Below are 15,499 nucleotides of genomic sequence, written 5' to 3' on the forward strand. Positions count from 1 at the left end.
TGTGAATTATACAACAACGAAATGCTCTTGCTGCAGCGAAGACATTTCCGGCATTAAAAATGTTGCCGCATCTTGGGGCGACCGAATCGTAAAACGTGAATCTACTTGCTTTTGCGACAGTCTCCTGCCTAATTCGATTGCTGCCAGAAGCTGAACCGCTTTTGCTTCGCCGATTCCTTTAATTGACACAATTTCTTCAATGGTTGCATGTTTCAGTTCATGAAGTTTTTCAAAATAATTTAAAACTCGATTGGCTAAAGTCAAGACAGATTCCTGCTTTGTACCTGTCCGTAGTAGAATCGCTATTAATTCTTGATTGGATAAACTTTGTGCTCCTTGCCGCATCAGCCTTTCCCTTGGCCGATCTTCTACATGGACATCGCGTATCTTAAGCTCTGCAAACGGGGCAATCGTCATTCATATTTCACTTCCTATATTTTTATGATATTTAATGCAATCAGTTTCTCAAATAAGGTGGATATCGGCAATCCCACAACATTGTTATAGTCACCCTCAATACGGTCTACCAACAGTGCGCCATCCGTTTGAATGCCATACCCTCCTGCTTTATCAAAAGGGTCGCCTGTTTCAATATAGGCTTCCATCAATGCTTGTGATAACTTTTTAAAATAGACTTTCGTTTCTTGGACAAAAGTTTCTTCCTGTCCATTCGGTTGAATAATGGCTACCGCTGTCATCACTTGATGATATCCATCTGATAATTTTGTTAAATGGGAAAATGCCTGTTCTTCATTTTTCGGTTTATGCAGCAATTCTCCTTTAAAAACCACAATCGTATCCGCGCCAATAATTGTTTTTCCCTTTTCTTTTTTGGCAACAGCGCGCGCCTTCAATAATGCAACGTCCCGCACGTAGCCTTCCATGCTTTCGGCTTGTACAGCTGTTTCTTCGACATCACTTGTTACCACTTCAAAGGGAACACCAAGTTTTGAAAATAGTTCCTTTCGTCTTGGCGATGCGGAAGCCAAGACCAGTTTGTGTTCAGTAAGTAAATTCATATCCATTCCTCCTACCTTTATGATAGCCGAGGAATGGCATTTTGAAAAACAATTTCCGGTTTTTTTAAAATTGAATTTCGTCCACTTTTTCTCGTTAAAATTCAATTTTCATGCATTCATTTTTGCCAAAATAATGGGCGATCAGCTGCACTCTGGCAATGCTTAAATCCCGTGAAAAGCTTGCAATGGCTGAAGTGACGGACTGCCAATCTTGTGGAAAGTTTTCCGGAACATTGCCATCCTGAAAATAAAATTTTGATGGATCATTGCTTTCTAAAATCGAAGGAATGCCCTTTTGGACTTCTTTTGAACAGGCGGCAGCCGAAAATGTGAACGACTTTGCAAAAGAAGTTGGATTACTCGATAAGATCAACTCTTCCCGAATTGGCGAAACTGCGGACCAAACATAGAAATTTCCATTAACTTCTATTATGGCGCTTGTATTTAATGAAGGATATTCAGAAATAAAATCCGTTGCAGATTCATAACTTGTAAAGACACCATATTGATTTGCGAAAAACCCGACGGAAGATGCATCGTCAATGGCCCCTTCAGATGATTGTACTGGAATCATTTCTTGTTCCGGTGTTGAATTTGCTTGTTGTGTATCCGTGGCTGGATTCATGGAACTAAGCAAAAGCACAAAAAATAGAACTCCTGCAAGCCCAGCTACCGAACCAATTACGGCTGCATTGATCAGTTCGCGCCTTCCTATGACGTTTGGAAATTTCATACGTATCACCTCACAGCTACCGTAACAAATATAGAATAAAAAAAAGCGAGGTTGCTGTCGCCTCACTTAAAAAATTTTTCGCAAAAATATCGTTCAAACGATACTTTTCCACATTATTTGTTTGAATTAATTACAATAACCCACAATCTTCCTTAAAATTTTTTAATTGTCCCCTTAATTCGGTCAATAAATATAAAGAACCCGTAACAAATATTTTCCCATTAAATGTCGATGCTTGTCGGAAAAAGGCTTGATTGTCTGACAAAATCGCTTTTATTGATGCAGACGATAAGCACATCATCTCGGATGCCGGCATTGCTCTGTCATTCGAAAAGTCGATAAAATAAAATTCATCGCTTACCGTTTCCAAGATTCCCAAGACTGTTTTTACATCTTTATCTGCCAACATGCCGACAACAAATCGAATCGGTTCATTGGGAAATTGCTGTTGAATGGTTTGGATTAGCATTTCCGCGCTCTGGGGATTATGCGCCCCATCAAAATAGACATTAGGCAATACTTGTTCAAACCGTCCTGGCAATTTTGCTTTTTTGACTGCCTCACGAATTTTTTCAATATCTGCAGCAATAGTTAAAAAATCGGCTAATTCAAAAAATGCGGTAATCGCCAACGCCATATTATCCCCTTGATGTTTCCCCGGCAATCCCCCTTGCAACCGTTGAATGGAGAGCCCTCTTTCATCGTTTGTATAAATTTTGTCTTCTTCAATAAAATCAAAATGGTCGCCAAGAGCGATAAGGGGTGACTCTTTCTCAAAAGCCTCTTGTTCGATGACATGAACAGATTGTTGGGGCAGCCTTCCAATCACCACCGGCTTTTGCTGTTTTATAATTCCCGCCTTATGTGAAGCAATGCTTTCAATGGTGGACCCGAGGAATTTTGTATGTTCCAAAGCGATGCTCGTTATGATTGAAACAATTGGATCCACGACATTGGTGCTATCTTCCCGTCCACCCATTCCTGCTTCTATTAACACCACATCCAAGTTGTTCTGTGCAAAATAAAGGAAGGCGGCACAAGTTAACAATTCAAAATCGGTTAACTTTCCGCTTAGTCCCGCGCGACTCATGATAGCAAAAATATAATCTAATTCCTTCTCAGAAATCGGTTTTCCGTCGATTTGAATCTGATCATGCACATCGACAATGCAAGGAGACATAAATTTCCCTACTGTCAATCCATGGGCAATTGCCAGCTGTTCCAAAAAAGCAATGGTTGACCCTTTTCCGTTGGTGCCTGCTACATGGACAACATTCAATTCTTTTTCGGGATGCTCTAGCATCTCCAAGGCTTGAACCATGGATTCAAGGCCAAGTTGGATCGACTGCTCACTTTCAATATTCCACTTTTTCTTATATTCATCTAATTTCGGTATTCTCATCTTACCTCTTCTCTCATCTTGAAATTAAAAATTTTCTCGCCTCTGCAATAAAATATAAAGAACCCGTAATCACCAGCAATTCGTCCGGTTGGATAATATCGATTTCCTTCTGAAGCATTCGCTGCCAGTTTTCATCATGACGGACATTCTCATGCTTGGATTGCAACGCCAAAACTTCCGCTTTCGCTGCGCGCGGCAAATTGATTTGGGTAAAGCCCATTGAACTCGCCACCTCATCCATCATCCCTATGCTAATTTCATGATCTTTATCCTGCAGGGCAGCATAGATAAACTTATAATGTTTGTTTGGATAAACATTTTTTAAAGTATCGATCAATGCTTTGGTCCCCTCTGAATTATGGGCGCCATCCAATATGATTTTATAATCTAATTGCTCAAATCGCCCCGCCCACATTGCTCTGCCTAATGCCTCGCGGATTGTCGCCGCATCGATATCGGGATCAAATAATAAACTAGCTGTAATCGCAAGCGCTGCATTGTCAATTTGATGGGCACCTTGCATGGCTAACGGGATTTTATCTATCTCGTGATTTCCTAAGAAATAATCAAAGACTTGCGGAAACCCGCTCCTTGTATTTTCAATCATGATTTCCTTGCCTAGGAAATAGCTTTCCGAGCAGGACTCACTCGCTTTTTGCTTTATAACATTTACCGCTTCCTGCTGTTTTACGCCCACAACAACCGGTTTGTGCTTTTTAATAATTCCTGCTTTTTCAAAGGCAATTTTCTCGATTGTATCGCCCAATATTTCAGTATGCTCCAAGGAGATGGTTGTAATCACTGACACTTCCGGAACGATGACATTTGTTGAATCAATGCGGCCGCCAATCCCCGTTTCCATCAATGCAAGATCGACCCCTTGTTTGGCAAAATAAAGACAAGCAATCACCGTCATGATTTCAAAAAAGCTTGGATATTGTCCATTTAGCTTCGTTTTAATCGCCTCATTAACCTTGTTTGCACAAATCAAGAAGTCTTCATCCGATATTTGTTCATGATTGATGGTAATTCGTTCGTTCACCCGCTCCAAATGTGGAGAAATAAAAGCCCCGACACGATATCCTTGTTCCATCAAAATCGCCCTTGTTGCATTCAGTGTGGACCCCTTGCCATTGGAACCGGCAAAATGAATAAATTTAACTTGCCGTTCCGGATTGTCCAACTCATCTAAAATTGCACGAACCGCTTCCAGCGGCTCTCCCTTATATGTACTTGCCCTTAAACCGAAGATAAAATCGGTGCATTCTTCCATTGTTTTGAACATGCATTTCTCCTGACTTTCTCTATATGTTGTTTTATTTCTGCACTATTAGGAAAAGGCGTCCCAGGAAACTGGGACACCTCCATCATATTATAGATTTTTAAGTTCTGCTAAACGTTTTTCAACCGCTTCATATTTTTCTTGATAATCCGCAAGTTTTTCGCGTTCTTTTGCAACAAGTGCTTCCGGTGCTTTTGATACGAATTTTTCGTTTGAAAGCTTTCCGTTCACTAATTTCACTTCTTTTGCCCATTTTTCAAGCTCTTTTTCCAGACGGGCAATTTCTTCTTCCAGATTAATCAATCCTGCAAGCGGCAAGTAAATTTCCGCACCCGAAACTACTGCAGTCATTGATTGAGCCGGCGCTTCCATGGACACGCCGATTGTCAGCTCTTCCGGATTACAGAATTTCTCGATATAGCCTTTGTTGATTTCAAGGATTTTCGCTGTTGCTTCATCACTCGCAGAAATGGTTAAAGGCACTTTTTTGCTCATTGGCGTATTTACTTCGGCACGGATATTGCGTACGGAACGAATAATCTCAGTAAGAAGCTTCATGCTTTCTGCATCTTGCGCAAAGTTAAATTCTTCTTTCACTGTTGGCCAAGCCGCCACTGTAATAGAGTCTCCTTCGTGTGGAAGATGCTGCCAAATTTCTTCCGTGATAAATGGCATCATTGGGTGAAGCAGACGCATTGTATTGTCCAGCACATACGCAAGCACCGAGCGAGTTGTTTTCTTGGCAGCCTCATCTTCTCCGTATAGCGGCAATTTCGCCATCTCAATATACCAAGAACAGAAGTCGTCCCAAATGAAGTTGTAAAGCTCACGGCCAACTTCACCAAACTCATATTTGTCGGATAATGTTGTCACGCGTTCAATCGTTTCATTCAGACGAGTTAAAATCCATTTATCGGCAACGTTTAAATTGCCCGCTAAATCGATTTGATCATAAGTCATGCCTTCCATATTCATAAGTGCAAATCGGGAGGCATTCCAGATTTTATTGGCAAAGTTCCAAACGGATTCCACTTTCTCGGTTGTATAGCGCAAATCTTGGCCAGGCGATGAACCCGTTGCCAGGAAGTAGCGAAGCGAATCTGCGCCATATTGGTCGATTACATCCATCGGGTCCACTCCATTGCCGAGGGATTTACTCATCTTGCGTCCTTCCCCATCACGTACAAGGCCGTGAATCAGGACATCCTTGAATGGACGTTCACCAGTGAATTCTTTCCCTTGGAAGATCATGCGGCTTACCCAGAAGAAGATAATGTCGTAACCTGTTACCAACGTATTTGTTGGATAGTAGCGCTTGAACTCTTCGTTTTCCGTGTCAGGCCAACCCATAGTTGAAAATGGCCATAATGCCGAAGAGAACCAAGTGTCCAATACATCTTCGTCTTGCGTCCAGTTTTCAGCGTCGGCAGGTGCATCTTTCCCTACATAGATCTCACCGGTTTCGTTATGGTACCAAGCCGGAATTTGGTGGCCCCACCATAATTGGCGGGAAATACACCAATCGTGAATATTTTCCATCCAGCGATTATACGTATTTTCAAAACGGTTTGGTACAAAGTTCACTTTTTCGGCCTCGGATTTTTGCATTTCCAATGCCTGCTCAGCCAGTGGTCCCATTTTAACGAACCATTGTGCCGAAAGATACGGTTCCACGACAGCGCCTGAACGTTCCGAGTGTCCTACTTGGTGTGTATGAGGCTCAATTTCCACCAGCACGCCTGCTTCTTGTAAATCCGCAACAATTTGTTTACGGCATTCAAAGCGGTCCATTCCGGCATATTTGCCTGCCAGGTCATTCATCGTCCCGTCTTCGTTCATCACGAGAATACGTTCAAGATTATGGCGGTTTCCTACCTCAAAGTCATTTGGGTCGTGGGCAGGCGTCATTTTTACCACCCCTGTTCCAAATTCCATGTCAACGTAAGTATCGCCAACAATCGGAATTTCGCGGCCAACAATCGGAAGGATCACCGTTTTGCCGATTAAATGCTTATAGCGTTCATCTTCCGGGTGAACAGCCACACCAGAGTCTCCCAGCATTGTTTCAGGACGTGTTGTTGCCACACGTAGTTTACCCGAGCCATCTGCCAATGGATATTCCATATGGTAGAAAGCGCCCTCTACTTCTTTATGGATAACTTCGATGTCCGATAAAGCAGTTTTTGCTGCAGGGTCCCAGTTAATAATACGTTCACCACGGTAGATTAACCCTTTTTCATATAACTTGACGAATACTTCTTTTACCGCATCGGATAAGCCTTTATCCAGCGTAAAACGTTCCCGTGTATAATCCAGCGCCAACCCAAGTTTTGCCCATTGCTCACGAATGTGCCCAGCGTATTCTTCTTTCCATTCCCACGTTTTTTCGAGGAATTTTTCACGTCCTAGATCATAGCGTGAAACTCCTTCTTCACGAAGTTTTGCTTCTACTTTTGCTTGGGTTGCAATTCCCGCATGGTCCATTCCCGGCAGCCATAGAGCATCGTATCCCTGCATGCGTTTCATGCGGATCAGAATATCTTGCAGTGTTGTGTCCCATGCATGCCCTAAATGCAGTTTACCTGTCACGTTTGGAGGGGGAATTACGATGGAATATGGTTGTTTCCCACTTTCAGGTTGTGCTTCGAAAAATTTGCCTTGCAGCCACCATTCATAGCGTCCCGCTTCAATGCCTTGCGGGTCGTATTTGGTTGGCATGGATGAATTTTGTTGTTCTGTCATATTGACTCCTCCTTTTAAGATAGCGCAATCAAAGGTCACCTAAATTAGTTCAATAAAAAAACTCCTCCATCCCGGTAAAAGGACGAAGGAGTTTTGACTATTAATTTCGCGGTGCCACCTTTAATTCCGAGATTGTTTACTAGTATAGCAGCAACAAGTTCTCGGCTCTCAATTCTGTAACGGGGTTTACCCGGCATTTTGCTACTGTGAGTTCACAAAAGCTGCTCAAAGGCTACTTTCAAATAGTGACATGCGGAAACTTTTCAGCTGCTGTTTCCTCTCTGGGGCAAGTCAGGTTATTTTACTCTTCCTTCTCATCGCATCATTCATTATTTACTTGTATTCCGCAATAATCCCTCGTAATACTTAAGCAGATTATAAATGAAGTATAACTGTTCATACAATATAATATACCATCAACAGTTTTCAAGTGACAACTTATTTTGATGAAAGGAAGTTAAATCTTGAAAAAAAAGCAATAATCGCCCGTTATCCGCGATACGCTCTACCTGGAATGTTGAACAACGTATAAGACTCCGTTAATTCACTATAAAAATCATCCGTATCCGTTGGCAAAAATTGAATTTTCGACTGAAGAATTTTCTCTTTTGTTTCTTCCTCAGTCTCGGACTCCGTTTCTTCATTCGAAATGGGCTCGGTATTTTCTGCAACAGCCTCATTACTTACCGTAAATTGCGATGCCATTCTTATACTGGTACTATCGTAAACTTGTTCCTCCTGTTGTTCTTCAAGAGGATAAGTTTCTGACGACGGTTGTCCTTTGGCTATCTTGGAATCGTCCGCTGGTTCTTCTTTCTGCACTTCCAGGATTTCTTGAGATTCTTCCTGTTCTGCATCCGCTTGCTCTAAATAAGTGCTATCTTCTGTCTGCGTATTTTCACTTACTTGTTCAATTTCTTCAATTGTTTGTGCGACTTCCGTAGCGGGCGGTTCTTGCAGACGATATTCGGGTACTTCGGGAATTCTGTGCGATTCTTCTTCGTTTACTGATGCCGCCTGCAAATCCGGCTCCGGTTCAGTTAGTGGAGACGATTCCGATATTTCTTCTGCTTGTTCCTCTAATTCAACAGCGGCTTTTACAGGTTCCGGGATTTCCGGTGCCGCCACTTTTAACTCAGGTTCATCGGCAGCAGGTGCTTGCGGTTGCAGCAACGTGAACGTTTCAGGCAGCTCTGGTTTAACTGGCAATGGAGGCTCTGTGAATCCAGCTGGTGCTTGTTGATATTGGAATAATGCACCTTCCACCGTTTCGTCAAATTGACAGCCTACTTCCCATTTAAATGTACAATTCGATCCATCATATACAAAAAAGGAAAGATCATCAATGCTGACTTGCGGCTGGCATTCATAGGCAACTTTTTCACGCGGCAAGTCAACCTCCAAAGGCAATGCATATTCAAAATATCCATTATTCCCGTCAAATTCAAGCTCTTCAATAAACGTTCCGTCACTGTACTCCGGCAATTCATATGGATTAAAGCGTGCAACTGCGGCAATATGATAAATCCCGACTAACCGAACAGAATCTTCCGTTTCAATCTGCTGCCAAATGGGTTTAATATCAACGGAGACCACTTCTTCAACTGTACCTAACTGTTCTGGAAAAACGAATTGCGTCATCATTTCCCAATTAATTTTTTGCATATGGCAATCCCTCCCGTAACTACATTATGCTGAAAGATTGCAAGTATGCTTAGCATCCAGTAAATGTTTTTCGCACCAAAAGCCCGCGGGAACTACACAGACGAGAAAGCGCAATTGAGCAGATAAAAAAAGCGCCTTTTCCAATAAAGGAAAAAGGCACTTGAAGTCGGTTGATTATCTTGCTAGTTTAGCAAAAACTTTATGGAATGCTCCAACGGTTTTTTCAATATGCTCTTCCGTGTGAGCCGTCGAAATAAATAATCCTTCAAATTGTGAAGGCGGTAAATAAACCCCTTCTTCAGCCATTAACTTAAAGTACTCGGCAAATAACTCCAAATCCGAAGTTTTTGCAGACGCAAAGTCCACCACTTCCTCATTTGTCAGGAAAAGACCAATCATCGAGCCAGCGCGGTTAATTGTATGGGGAATAATATATTTTGTTGCGGCTTCACGGATTCCGGCTTCCAGCTTGTCCCCAAGCTTTTTGAAATACTCGTAGGATTCTGGAGTCAGGCGGGATAAAGTCTCAATCCCAGCCGTCATAGCCAGCGGGTTCCCTGACAAAGTACCTGCTTGATAAACAGGCCCAGCAGGAGCAATGTGTTCCATGATCTCACGTTTGCCTGCAAACGCTCCAACAGGGAGGCCCCCACCCACCACTTTTCCTAAACAAGTTAAATCCGGGTTAATGCCAAAATAGCCTTGCGCACAATGGTAATCCACACGGAAACCAGTCATTACTTCATCAAAGATTAAAAGTGCACCATGATCTTCCGTCACTTTGCGCAACCCTTCCAAGAAGCCTGGTTTTGGAGGCACAACCCCCATGTTGCCGGCAACAGGTTCAACAATTACTGCCGCAATTTGTTTACCAAACTTTTCAAATACAGTTTGAACGGCTTCCAAGTCATTATAAGCAGCAGTTAGTGTATTTTTGGCAATATCAGCCGGTACGCCTGGGCTGTCCGGCAAACCAAGTGTAGCAACACCGGAACCAGCTTTGATTAACAAAGAATCCCCATGGCCATGGTAAGAGCCTTCAAATTTTAATATTATATCTCTTCCAGTGTAGCCGCGCGCGAGACGCAAAGCGGCCATTGTCGCTTCCGTTCCGGATGACACGAAACGAACCAGTTCTACTGAAGGCACGCGATCAATAATGATTTGCGCCAATTTATTTTCCAATAGGGTCGGTGCACCAAATGAAGCACCTTTAGCAACTTGTTCCTGAATCGCTTTTACGACTTCCGGATGAGAATGGCCCAAAATGAGCGGTCCCCAGCTTAATACATAGTCAATATATTCATTTCCATCGATATCTTTAATGATGGCGCCTTCACCGGATTCCATAAAAATAGGATCGGTATTAACCGATTTAAATGCACGAACCGGACTATTTACGCCTCCTGGCATTAAATTAACTGCTTCTTTAAATGCTTGAATCGATTTTTCATAAGTCATGTTTTATTTCTCCTCCAACCAACGAGCCACGTCTTTTGCATGATAAGTCAGAATCATATCCGCGCCTGCACGTTTCATCCCCAACAATGTTTCCATAACTACGGGTTTTTCTTCAATCCAGCCATTTTGGGCAGCTGCTTTAACCATGGCATACTCGCCTGATACATTGTACGCAACAATTGGCAACGTGTAGTTGTTGCGGATATCCCGAATAATATCCAAATAGGATAGAGCAGGTTTGATGATTAAAAAGTCTGCTCCTTCTTCAATATCCGACTCTGCTTCACGGAATGCTTCCAATCGGTTTGCCGGGTCCATTTGATAAGTTTTGCGGTCTCCAAACTGCGGTGCGCCATCTGCAGCCTCACGGAATGGCCCGTAATAGCTCGATGCATATTTCACGGCATAAGACATGATTGGAATTTCTTCAAAGCCTGCTTCATCCAAAGCTGCACGAATCGCGGCAACAAAACCATCCATCATATTTGATGGTGCAATAATATCAGCTCCAGCTTGCGCCTGGGAAACAGCCGTGCGGGCCAAAACATCCAACGAAGGGTCGTTTAAGATTTTTTCGCCTTCCACCACGCCGCAATGGCCATGATCAGTGAATTCACATAGACAAGTATCGGCAATGACCATTAATTCGGGATGACGTTCCTTAATTTGTCGAGTTGCTTTTTGAACAATTCCATGGTCATGGAAAGCCCCTGTACCAACTGCATCTTTTTCTGCGGGCAAGCCAAAAATAATGATTGCCGGAATACCAAGATCCACTACTTCGTCCACTTCAGCATTTAGCATATCCAGCGAAAATTGAAAAACACCTGGCATCGAACTGACCGGATTTTTAATATTTTCGCCTTCCATCACAAAGATTGGATAAATTAAGTCTTCTTTGTGCAAGTAAGTTTCCTTTACCATTGAGCGCATTGCTTTGGATGAACGAAGACGGCGGTGTCTTCTGAAATTAAGTTCTGTCATGATTATTTTCCTCTCTTAACCTTATTTCTTCTATTACCGCCAACATCGTGTAGCGACTCGGCTGATAAGTAACAGAAGCTCCATAATGCTCCAATTTAGCTGTCGTGATATGGCCAATGCTTGCAAACTGTGGTTTTTGCCATCCAACAACCGGAGCAATATTTTCTGCAAACATTTCTACTGCGGAGGGACTTGCAAATATGATAATCGGTCGTTCTTTAACCTTTATCAACTCAGTGAGCGGTTCAATGTTGGATGGTTTTGTATAAGTGTCATATACAGTCCATTCCGCCACTCGAAAAGGCAAACCTTTTTTTATTGTATCCTTCGCTTTGCCGCCTCTTAAAAACAAGCATTCAGGCGAGTTGTCGGCTACTTTCGGAAACTCTTTGACAAATACATCCGCACTAAAAATAGATGGCACAAAGCTAACATGAAAGCCATTGTTTTCAAGTAGTTTTGCCGTTTTCGAACCCACTGCGGCAATTTTGCCGATAAATCGAGCAGGATTTACTCGATGGCGTTTTATTTTTTCAAAGAATGCTTCTACTGCATTTTGGCTGGTAAAAATGAGCCAGTCAAATGCAAATGCTTGTTTCAGCTTCTCGAAATCATGCTCTTCAATGATTTCTCTGGTTTCAATAAGCGGGAGAAAGAAAGCTTCTCCCCCTAATTGTTCGATTCTGGAAAGAACAGCCGATGTCTTGGAAGACCCTGTGACAACCACTGTTTTTCCCTCGAGCGGTTTAGGCATCCAACTCAGCCTTTACTTTTTGAATAAGGTCATAAGCTCCTTGTTCCGTTAACTTTTTGGCTATTTCTTTCCCTAGTTCTTCCGCATTTGTACCTTGTAAAGTCTCTTTAAAAATCACGGATGCATCCGGAGCTGCTACTAAGCCAGTCATCGTAATCATTTCTCCATCAGTTGTTGCATACCCTGCGATCGGTACCTGGCAGCCGCCATCCATCGCAGCAAGAAAAGCGCGTTCAGCATGTGCTTCTTGCCATGTAATGGTATCCGTTAATTTTGCCAATTCATCCAAGAGTTCTTGATCATCGGCACGACATTCTATCCCTAATGTTCCCTGTGCTACGGCAGGCAAACAAATATCTGTATCCAAATATTCCGTCACCACTTCATCGTTCCAACCAAGACGTTTAAGTCCGGCAGCTGCCAAAATAATGGCATCGAAGTCTTCATTTTGCAATTTTGCCAGGCGTGTATCTACATTTCCGCGAATCCATTTAATCTCAAGGTCCGGTCTTGCTTGCAAAAGCTGCGCACTGCGACGCAATGAACTTGTTCCGACGATGGCCCCTTTCGGCAAGTCGGCAAATTTTACATGATTATTTGAAATAAACACATCCCTTGCATCTTCACGCGGAGGAATGCAGCCAATCACCAATCCTTCCGGCAAAACAGCAGGCATGTCCTTCATGGAGTGTACGGCAAAATCGATTTCTTTATCATAAAGAGCTTGTTCAATTTCTTTTACAAATAAGCCTTTTCCCCCGACTTTTGATAATTGGACATCAAGGATACGGTCACCTTTTGTCACGATTTCCTTAACTTCAAACTCAAAAGTCGCCCCCGCATTTTTAAGTTCGTTGATGAACCAGTTTGTTTGAGTTAAAGCCAACTTACTCTTTCTTGAACCAACAATAATTTTTCTCATGATGAGCCTACCTTTCTGTTAATACCATATATGGAAGTTTGATAATTTACTTCCCAGGAAGAAATTTATGACAACAAGCAAAAATATATAAATTTGTGCCCATGCAAAATTCAAGCCTGTCAATTTCCCGGTATGGTGAAGCACCAAGATTAATAAATAAAGGACTGTAATAACAAATGAGCCGACAATTTTTACATCCAGAATCGATAATCCTTCTAGTTTTAAGAAAGCCCATTCAAGCCCTAAAAGCAAACTTATGAATATTAGGGGAACCCCGATTAAAATGGAATAGAACATCCACCTGCTTGTTTGGTGCAAATCAGGCAATCTGGACCAAAGCTTTGTGTATTTTTTCTTTTTTAACAAGTTATATAAAATTAAGTATAATACCGAAAAAACAAAGGCTAATGAAAATGCTGCATATGATAAAATTGCAAATGATATATGAATAAACAACATTTCAGATTCCAGTGATTTTATTAATGGGTTTTCTACTTGCTCCGGTGCGAACAAATGAATGGTTATAAAGATGAATCCCAAAACATTGATAAAAAAAACTGGCAAATCTACTTTGGCTATGCAATGCAGGAAAATCGACAAGGTGACGAGCAACCATGCATAGAAATAGATTCCCTCGGTTAAAGACAAGATTGGAAATCTCTTTATTTCAAACATATAAAGCAGCAAGAAAACGGTTTGCAAGACCCAAACGATTGAAATAAGCCAAAATCCAATTCGCCGCACTTTCACACGTTTATAGAAAAAATCGATGAAATAGAAAACGATCCCGGTTGCATATAGAACAACCATGAGTTCGTAAAGCCTCGACATCGCTAATTGTGTCATTTCGCTACCCTTCTTCATTTTTAACATCTTTGCCTGGAGCTAATGCTTGTCTGCAAAAATAAGCGTTCCCGTATCTTTAAGTTTATCATAAAGATACGAAAACGCCTCGTTTTCAACACCGCTATTCTGCATCGACTCTAATCGTTGTTACAAATTCATGTCAATGGAAAGAAAACTTTTTAATAGGATAGTTTCCCATCTAAAACAGCTTGGTTTTGCAGACTTTTCTTAAAGTCCAATTCTTTTTGTTGTTGCGTGTTTACTTCTTCCATGACTTCATCTTCAATGCCAAAAATTTGTTGGAACAATTGAAGCTGCTGATTTGCTTTTGGAGAGTTTGCCAATTCCTTTGCTTGCAAAATAGGTTCTTTTAATAATTGATTAATAATGGATTTCGTATGTTTATTTAAAATTTTGCGTTCACGCTCAGTTAAATCCGGCATTTTATTTTCAATGCTTGCCATTGTTTCCTGCTGAATGCGATTCGCTTTTTTACGCAATGCTGAAATTACGGGAACTACCCCAAGAGTGGCAAACCAATCTTTAAATTGGATGACTTCTTGACCAATCATATTCGTAATTTCTCTTGCTGCCTGCTCGCGTTCTGCCAAATTGGCTTCAACAATTCCCTGCAAATCATCAATGTCATATAGGAAAACATTCGACAAATCACCAATGCGCGGATCCAAATCGCGCGGTACGGCAATATCAACCATAAACAAAGGTTTCCCTTTACGCAGACGTTCCACAAATTGCATTAATTCGAAATCAATCACATATTCCGATGAGCCGGTAGAACTGATCAAAATATCGGCTTCCAATAATACACATTGTAATTCTTGCATTGATTTAGCATCCCCGTTAAACTTCGAGGCAAGCTTTTCCGCCTTTTCAAAAGTACGGTTCACAACAGTTATATCGCCGACACCGCTGCCATAAAGGTTTTGGATGGCGAGCTCACCCATTTTGCCCGCACCCAGGATGGCAACATGTTTGTTCTTTAACGAGCCGAAGATCTTTTTGGCAAGTTCAACCGCTGCATAAGAAACCGAGACTGCATTTTCATTAATCGTTGTTTCGTTATGTGCTCGTTTCGCAAAAGTGACGGCCTGTTTAAATAGCTGATTGTAGATTGTACCCGTTGTACCAACTTCTTGCGCTTCCAAGAAGCTTTTTTTCACTTGTCCAAGAATTTGAGTTTCACCAAGCACCATTGAATCGATTCCTGTAGTGACACGGAAAAGATGGTGTAGCGAATCGTCATCTTCACGGATATAAAGATGCGCATCAAATTGTTCGACAGGAATATCAAACCATTTAGCCAAAAATTGCTTTATATAATAACGACCCGTATGCAATTGATCTACAACTGCATATATTTCAGTTCGATTACAAGTAGAAACAATAACGTCCTCTAATATGCTCTTTTCTTTTTTCAGTGCCGCCATCGCCTTCGGAAGTTCACTTTCAATAAACGACAACTTCTCCCGGATTTCGACCGGCGCAGTTTTATAATTCAAGCCTACTACCAGTGTATGCATGAACTTTACACCTCACAGATCTATTTCATAGATTCTATTCTAACATAAAGAGAGCGTTATCCACAGATTTATTGTGAACATGCTATGAAATTTATGCCCCTTTTATTAAATTAGAATTATTATAATTAAGTGTAACAAAAATTACATT

At 41.7% G+C, this 15,499-nt stretch carries 12 protein-coding genes, 1 pseudogene and 1 other annotated feature; all 13 genes and pseudogenes read right to left on the minus strand.

Annotated elements, in window-relative coordinates; genetic code table 11:
• Positions 1–9: 9 nt before the first annotated feature.
• Positions 10–417, minus strand: a pseudogene (locus D1B33_RS15055) (UPF0758 domain-containing protein); the annotation flags it as partial.
• A gap of 14 nt (positions 418–431) precedes the next feature.
• Positions 432–1,019, minus strand: a complete 588-nt coding sequence (locus D1B33_RS15060; RefSeq protein ID WP_118877229.1) for a Maf family protein — start codon at positions 1,017–1,019, stop codon at positions 432–434.
• A gap of 94 nt (positions 1,020–1,113) precedes the next feature.
• Complete coding sequence (locus D1B33_RS15065; protein WP_118877230.1) at positions 1,114–1,752, minus strand: hypothetical protein; 639 nt, start codon at positions 1,750–1,752, stop codon at positions 1,114–1,116.
• 130 nt (positions 1,753–1,882) lie between these two features.
• Positions 1,883–3,154: a bifunctional folylpolyglutamate synthase/dihydrofolate synthase gene (locus D1B33_RS15070; RefSeq protein WP_118877231.1), complete on the minus strand. Its 1,272-nt coding sequence runs from the start codon at positions 3,152–3,154 to the stop codon at positions 1,883–1,885.
• 13 nt (positions 3,155–3,167) lie between these two features.
• Positions 3,168–4,439 carry a bifunctional folylpolyglutamate synthase/dihydrofolate synthase gene (locus D1B33_RS15075; RefSeq protein WP_118877232.1) on the minus strand — a complete coding sequence of 424 codons (1,272 nt, stop codon included), beginning with the start codon at positions 4,437–4,439 and terminating at the stop codon, positions 3,168–3,170.
• A gap of 87 nt (positions 4,440–4,526) precedes the next feature.
• A complete protein-coding gene (locus tag D1B33_RS15080; protein ID WP_118877233.1) occupies positions 4,527–7,178 on the minus strand; it encodes a valine--tRNA ligase in 2,652 nt (883 codons plus the stop codon).
• A 75-nt stretch (positions 7,179–7,253) separates the two neighbouring features.
• Positions 7,254–7,505: a binding site (T-box leader), on the minus strand.
• A gap of 162 nt (positions 7,506–7,667) precedes the next feature.
• The gene (locus D1B33_RS15085; RefSeq protein WP_118877234.1) at positions 7,668–8,843 is read right to left on the minus strand and encodes a hypothetical protein; all 1,176 of its coding nucleotides are present in this window, start codon (positions 8,841–8,843) and stop codon (positions 7,668–7,670) included.
• A 174-nt stretch (positions 8,844–9,017) separates the two neighbouring features.
• Positions 9,018–10,304, minus strand: coding sequence for a glutamate-1-semialdehyde 2,1-aminomutase (gene hemL / locus D1B33_RS15090; protein ID WP_118877235.1), 1,287 nt, complete (start codon positions 10,302–10,304; stop codon positions 9,018–9,020).
• Between the two features lie 3 nt (positions 10,305–10,307).
• Entirely contained in the window at positions 10,308–11,288 is a 981-nt protein-coding gene (gene hemB, locus D1B33_RS15095) for a porphobilinogen synthase (protein WP_118877236.1), read from the minus strand.
• A complete protein-coding gene (locus D1B33_RS15100) occupies positions 11,275–12,042 on the minus strand; it encodes a uroporphyrinogen-III synthase (RefSeq protein WP_118877237.1) in 768 nt (255 codons plus the stop codon). Before D1B33_RS15100 ends, hemB begins: the two co-directional genes overlap by 14 nt.
• Positions 12,035–12,964 carry a hydroxymethylbilane synthase gene (hemC, locus tag D1B33_RS15105; RefSeq protein ID WP_118877238.1) on the minus strand — a complete coding sequence of 310 codons (930 nt, stop codon included), beginning with the start codon at positions 12,962–12,964 and terminating at the stop codon, positions 12,035–12,037. The genes D1B33_RS15100 and hemC overlap by 8 nt, the downstream gene beginning before the upstream one ends.
• Before the next feature lie 18 nt (positions 12,965–12,982).
• Entirely contained in the window at positions 12,983–13,810 is an 828-nt protein-coding gene (ccsA, locus tag D1B33_RS15110; RefSeq protein ID WP_118877239.1) for a cytochrome c biogenesis protein CcsA, read from the minus strand.
• A gap of 179 nt (positions 13,811–13,989) precedes the next feature.
• Complete coding sequence (gene hemA / locus D1B33_RS15115; RefSeq protein WP_118877240.1) at positions 13,990–15,351, minus strand: glutamyl-tRNA reductase; 1,362 nt, start codon at positions 15,349–15,351, stop codon at positions 13,990–13,992.
• Between the last annotated feature and the right edge of the window lie 148 nt (positions 15,352–15,499).

This window comes from Ureibacillus yapensis (assembly GCF_003515775.1).
In the GTDB taxonomy this organism is placed as follows: Bacteria; Bacillota; Bacilli; order Bacillales_A; family Planococcaceae; genus Ureibacillus; species Ureibacillus yapensis.

What these genes read in the sequence shown, in the direction of transcription:
- hemC (WP_118877238.1), bottom strand. Translation starts at nt 12,964, where the DNA reads ATGAGAAAAATTATTGTTGGTTCAAGAAAGAGTAAGTTGGCTTTAACT.
- hemB (WP_118877236.1), bottom strand. Translation starts at nt 11,288, where the DNA reads ATGACAGAACTTAATTTCAGAAGACACCGCCGTCTTCGTTCATCCAAA.
- hemL (WP_118877235.1), bottom strand. Translation starts at nt 10,304, where the DNA reads ATGACTTATGAAAAATCGATTCAAGCATTTAAAGAAGCAGTTAATTTA.
- D1B33_RS15060 (WP_118877229.1), bottom strand. Translation starts at nt 1,019, where the DNA reads ATGAATTTACTTACTGAACACAAACTGGTCTTGGCTTCCGCATCGCCA.
- D1B33_RS15085 (WP_118877234.1), bottom strand. Translation starts at nt 8,843, where the DNA reads ATGCAAAAAATTAATTGGGAAATGATGACGCAATTCGTTTTTCCAGAA.
- D1B33_RS15065 (WP_118877230.1), bottom strand. Translation starts at nt 1,752, where the DNA reads ATGAAATTTCCAAACGTCATAGGAAGGCGCGAACTGATCAATGCAGCC.
- D1B33_RS15080 (WP_118877233.1), bottom strand. Translation starts at nt 7,178, where the DNA reads ATGACAGAACAACAAAATTCATCCATGCCAACCAAATACGACCCGCAA.
- hemA (WP_118877240.1), bottom strand. Translation starts at nt 15,351, where the DNA reads ATGCATACACTGGTAGTAGGCTTGAATTATAAAACTGCGCCGGTCGAA.
- D1B33_RS15070 (WP_118877231.1), bottom strand. Translation starts at nt 3,154, where the DNA reads ATGAGAATACCGAAATTAGATGAATATAAGAAAAAGTGGAATATTGAA.
- ccsA (WP_118877239.1), bottom strand. Translation starts at nt 13,810, where the DNA reads ATGACACAATTAGCGATGTCGAGGCTTTACGAACTCATGGTTGTTCTA.
- D1B33_RS15075 (WP_118877232.1), bottom strand. Translation starts at nt 4,439, where the DNA reads ATGTTCAAAACAATGGAAGAATGCACCGATTTTATCTTCGGTTTAAGG.
- D1B33_RS15100 (WP_118877237.1), bottom strand. Translation starts at nt 12,042, where the DNA reads ATGCCTAAACCGCTCGAGGGAAAAACAGTGGTTGTCACAGGGTCTTCC.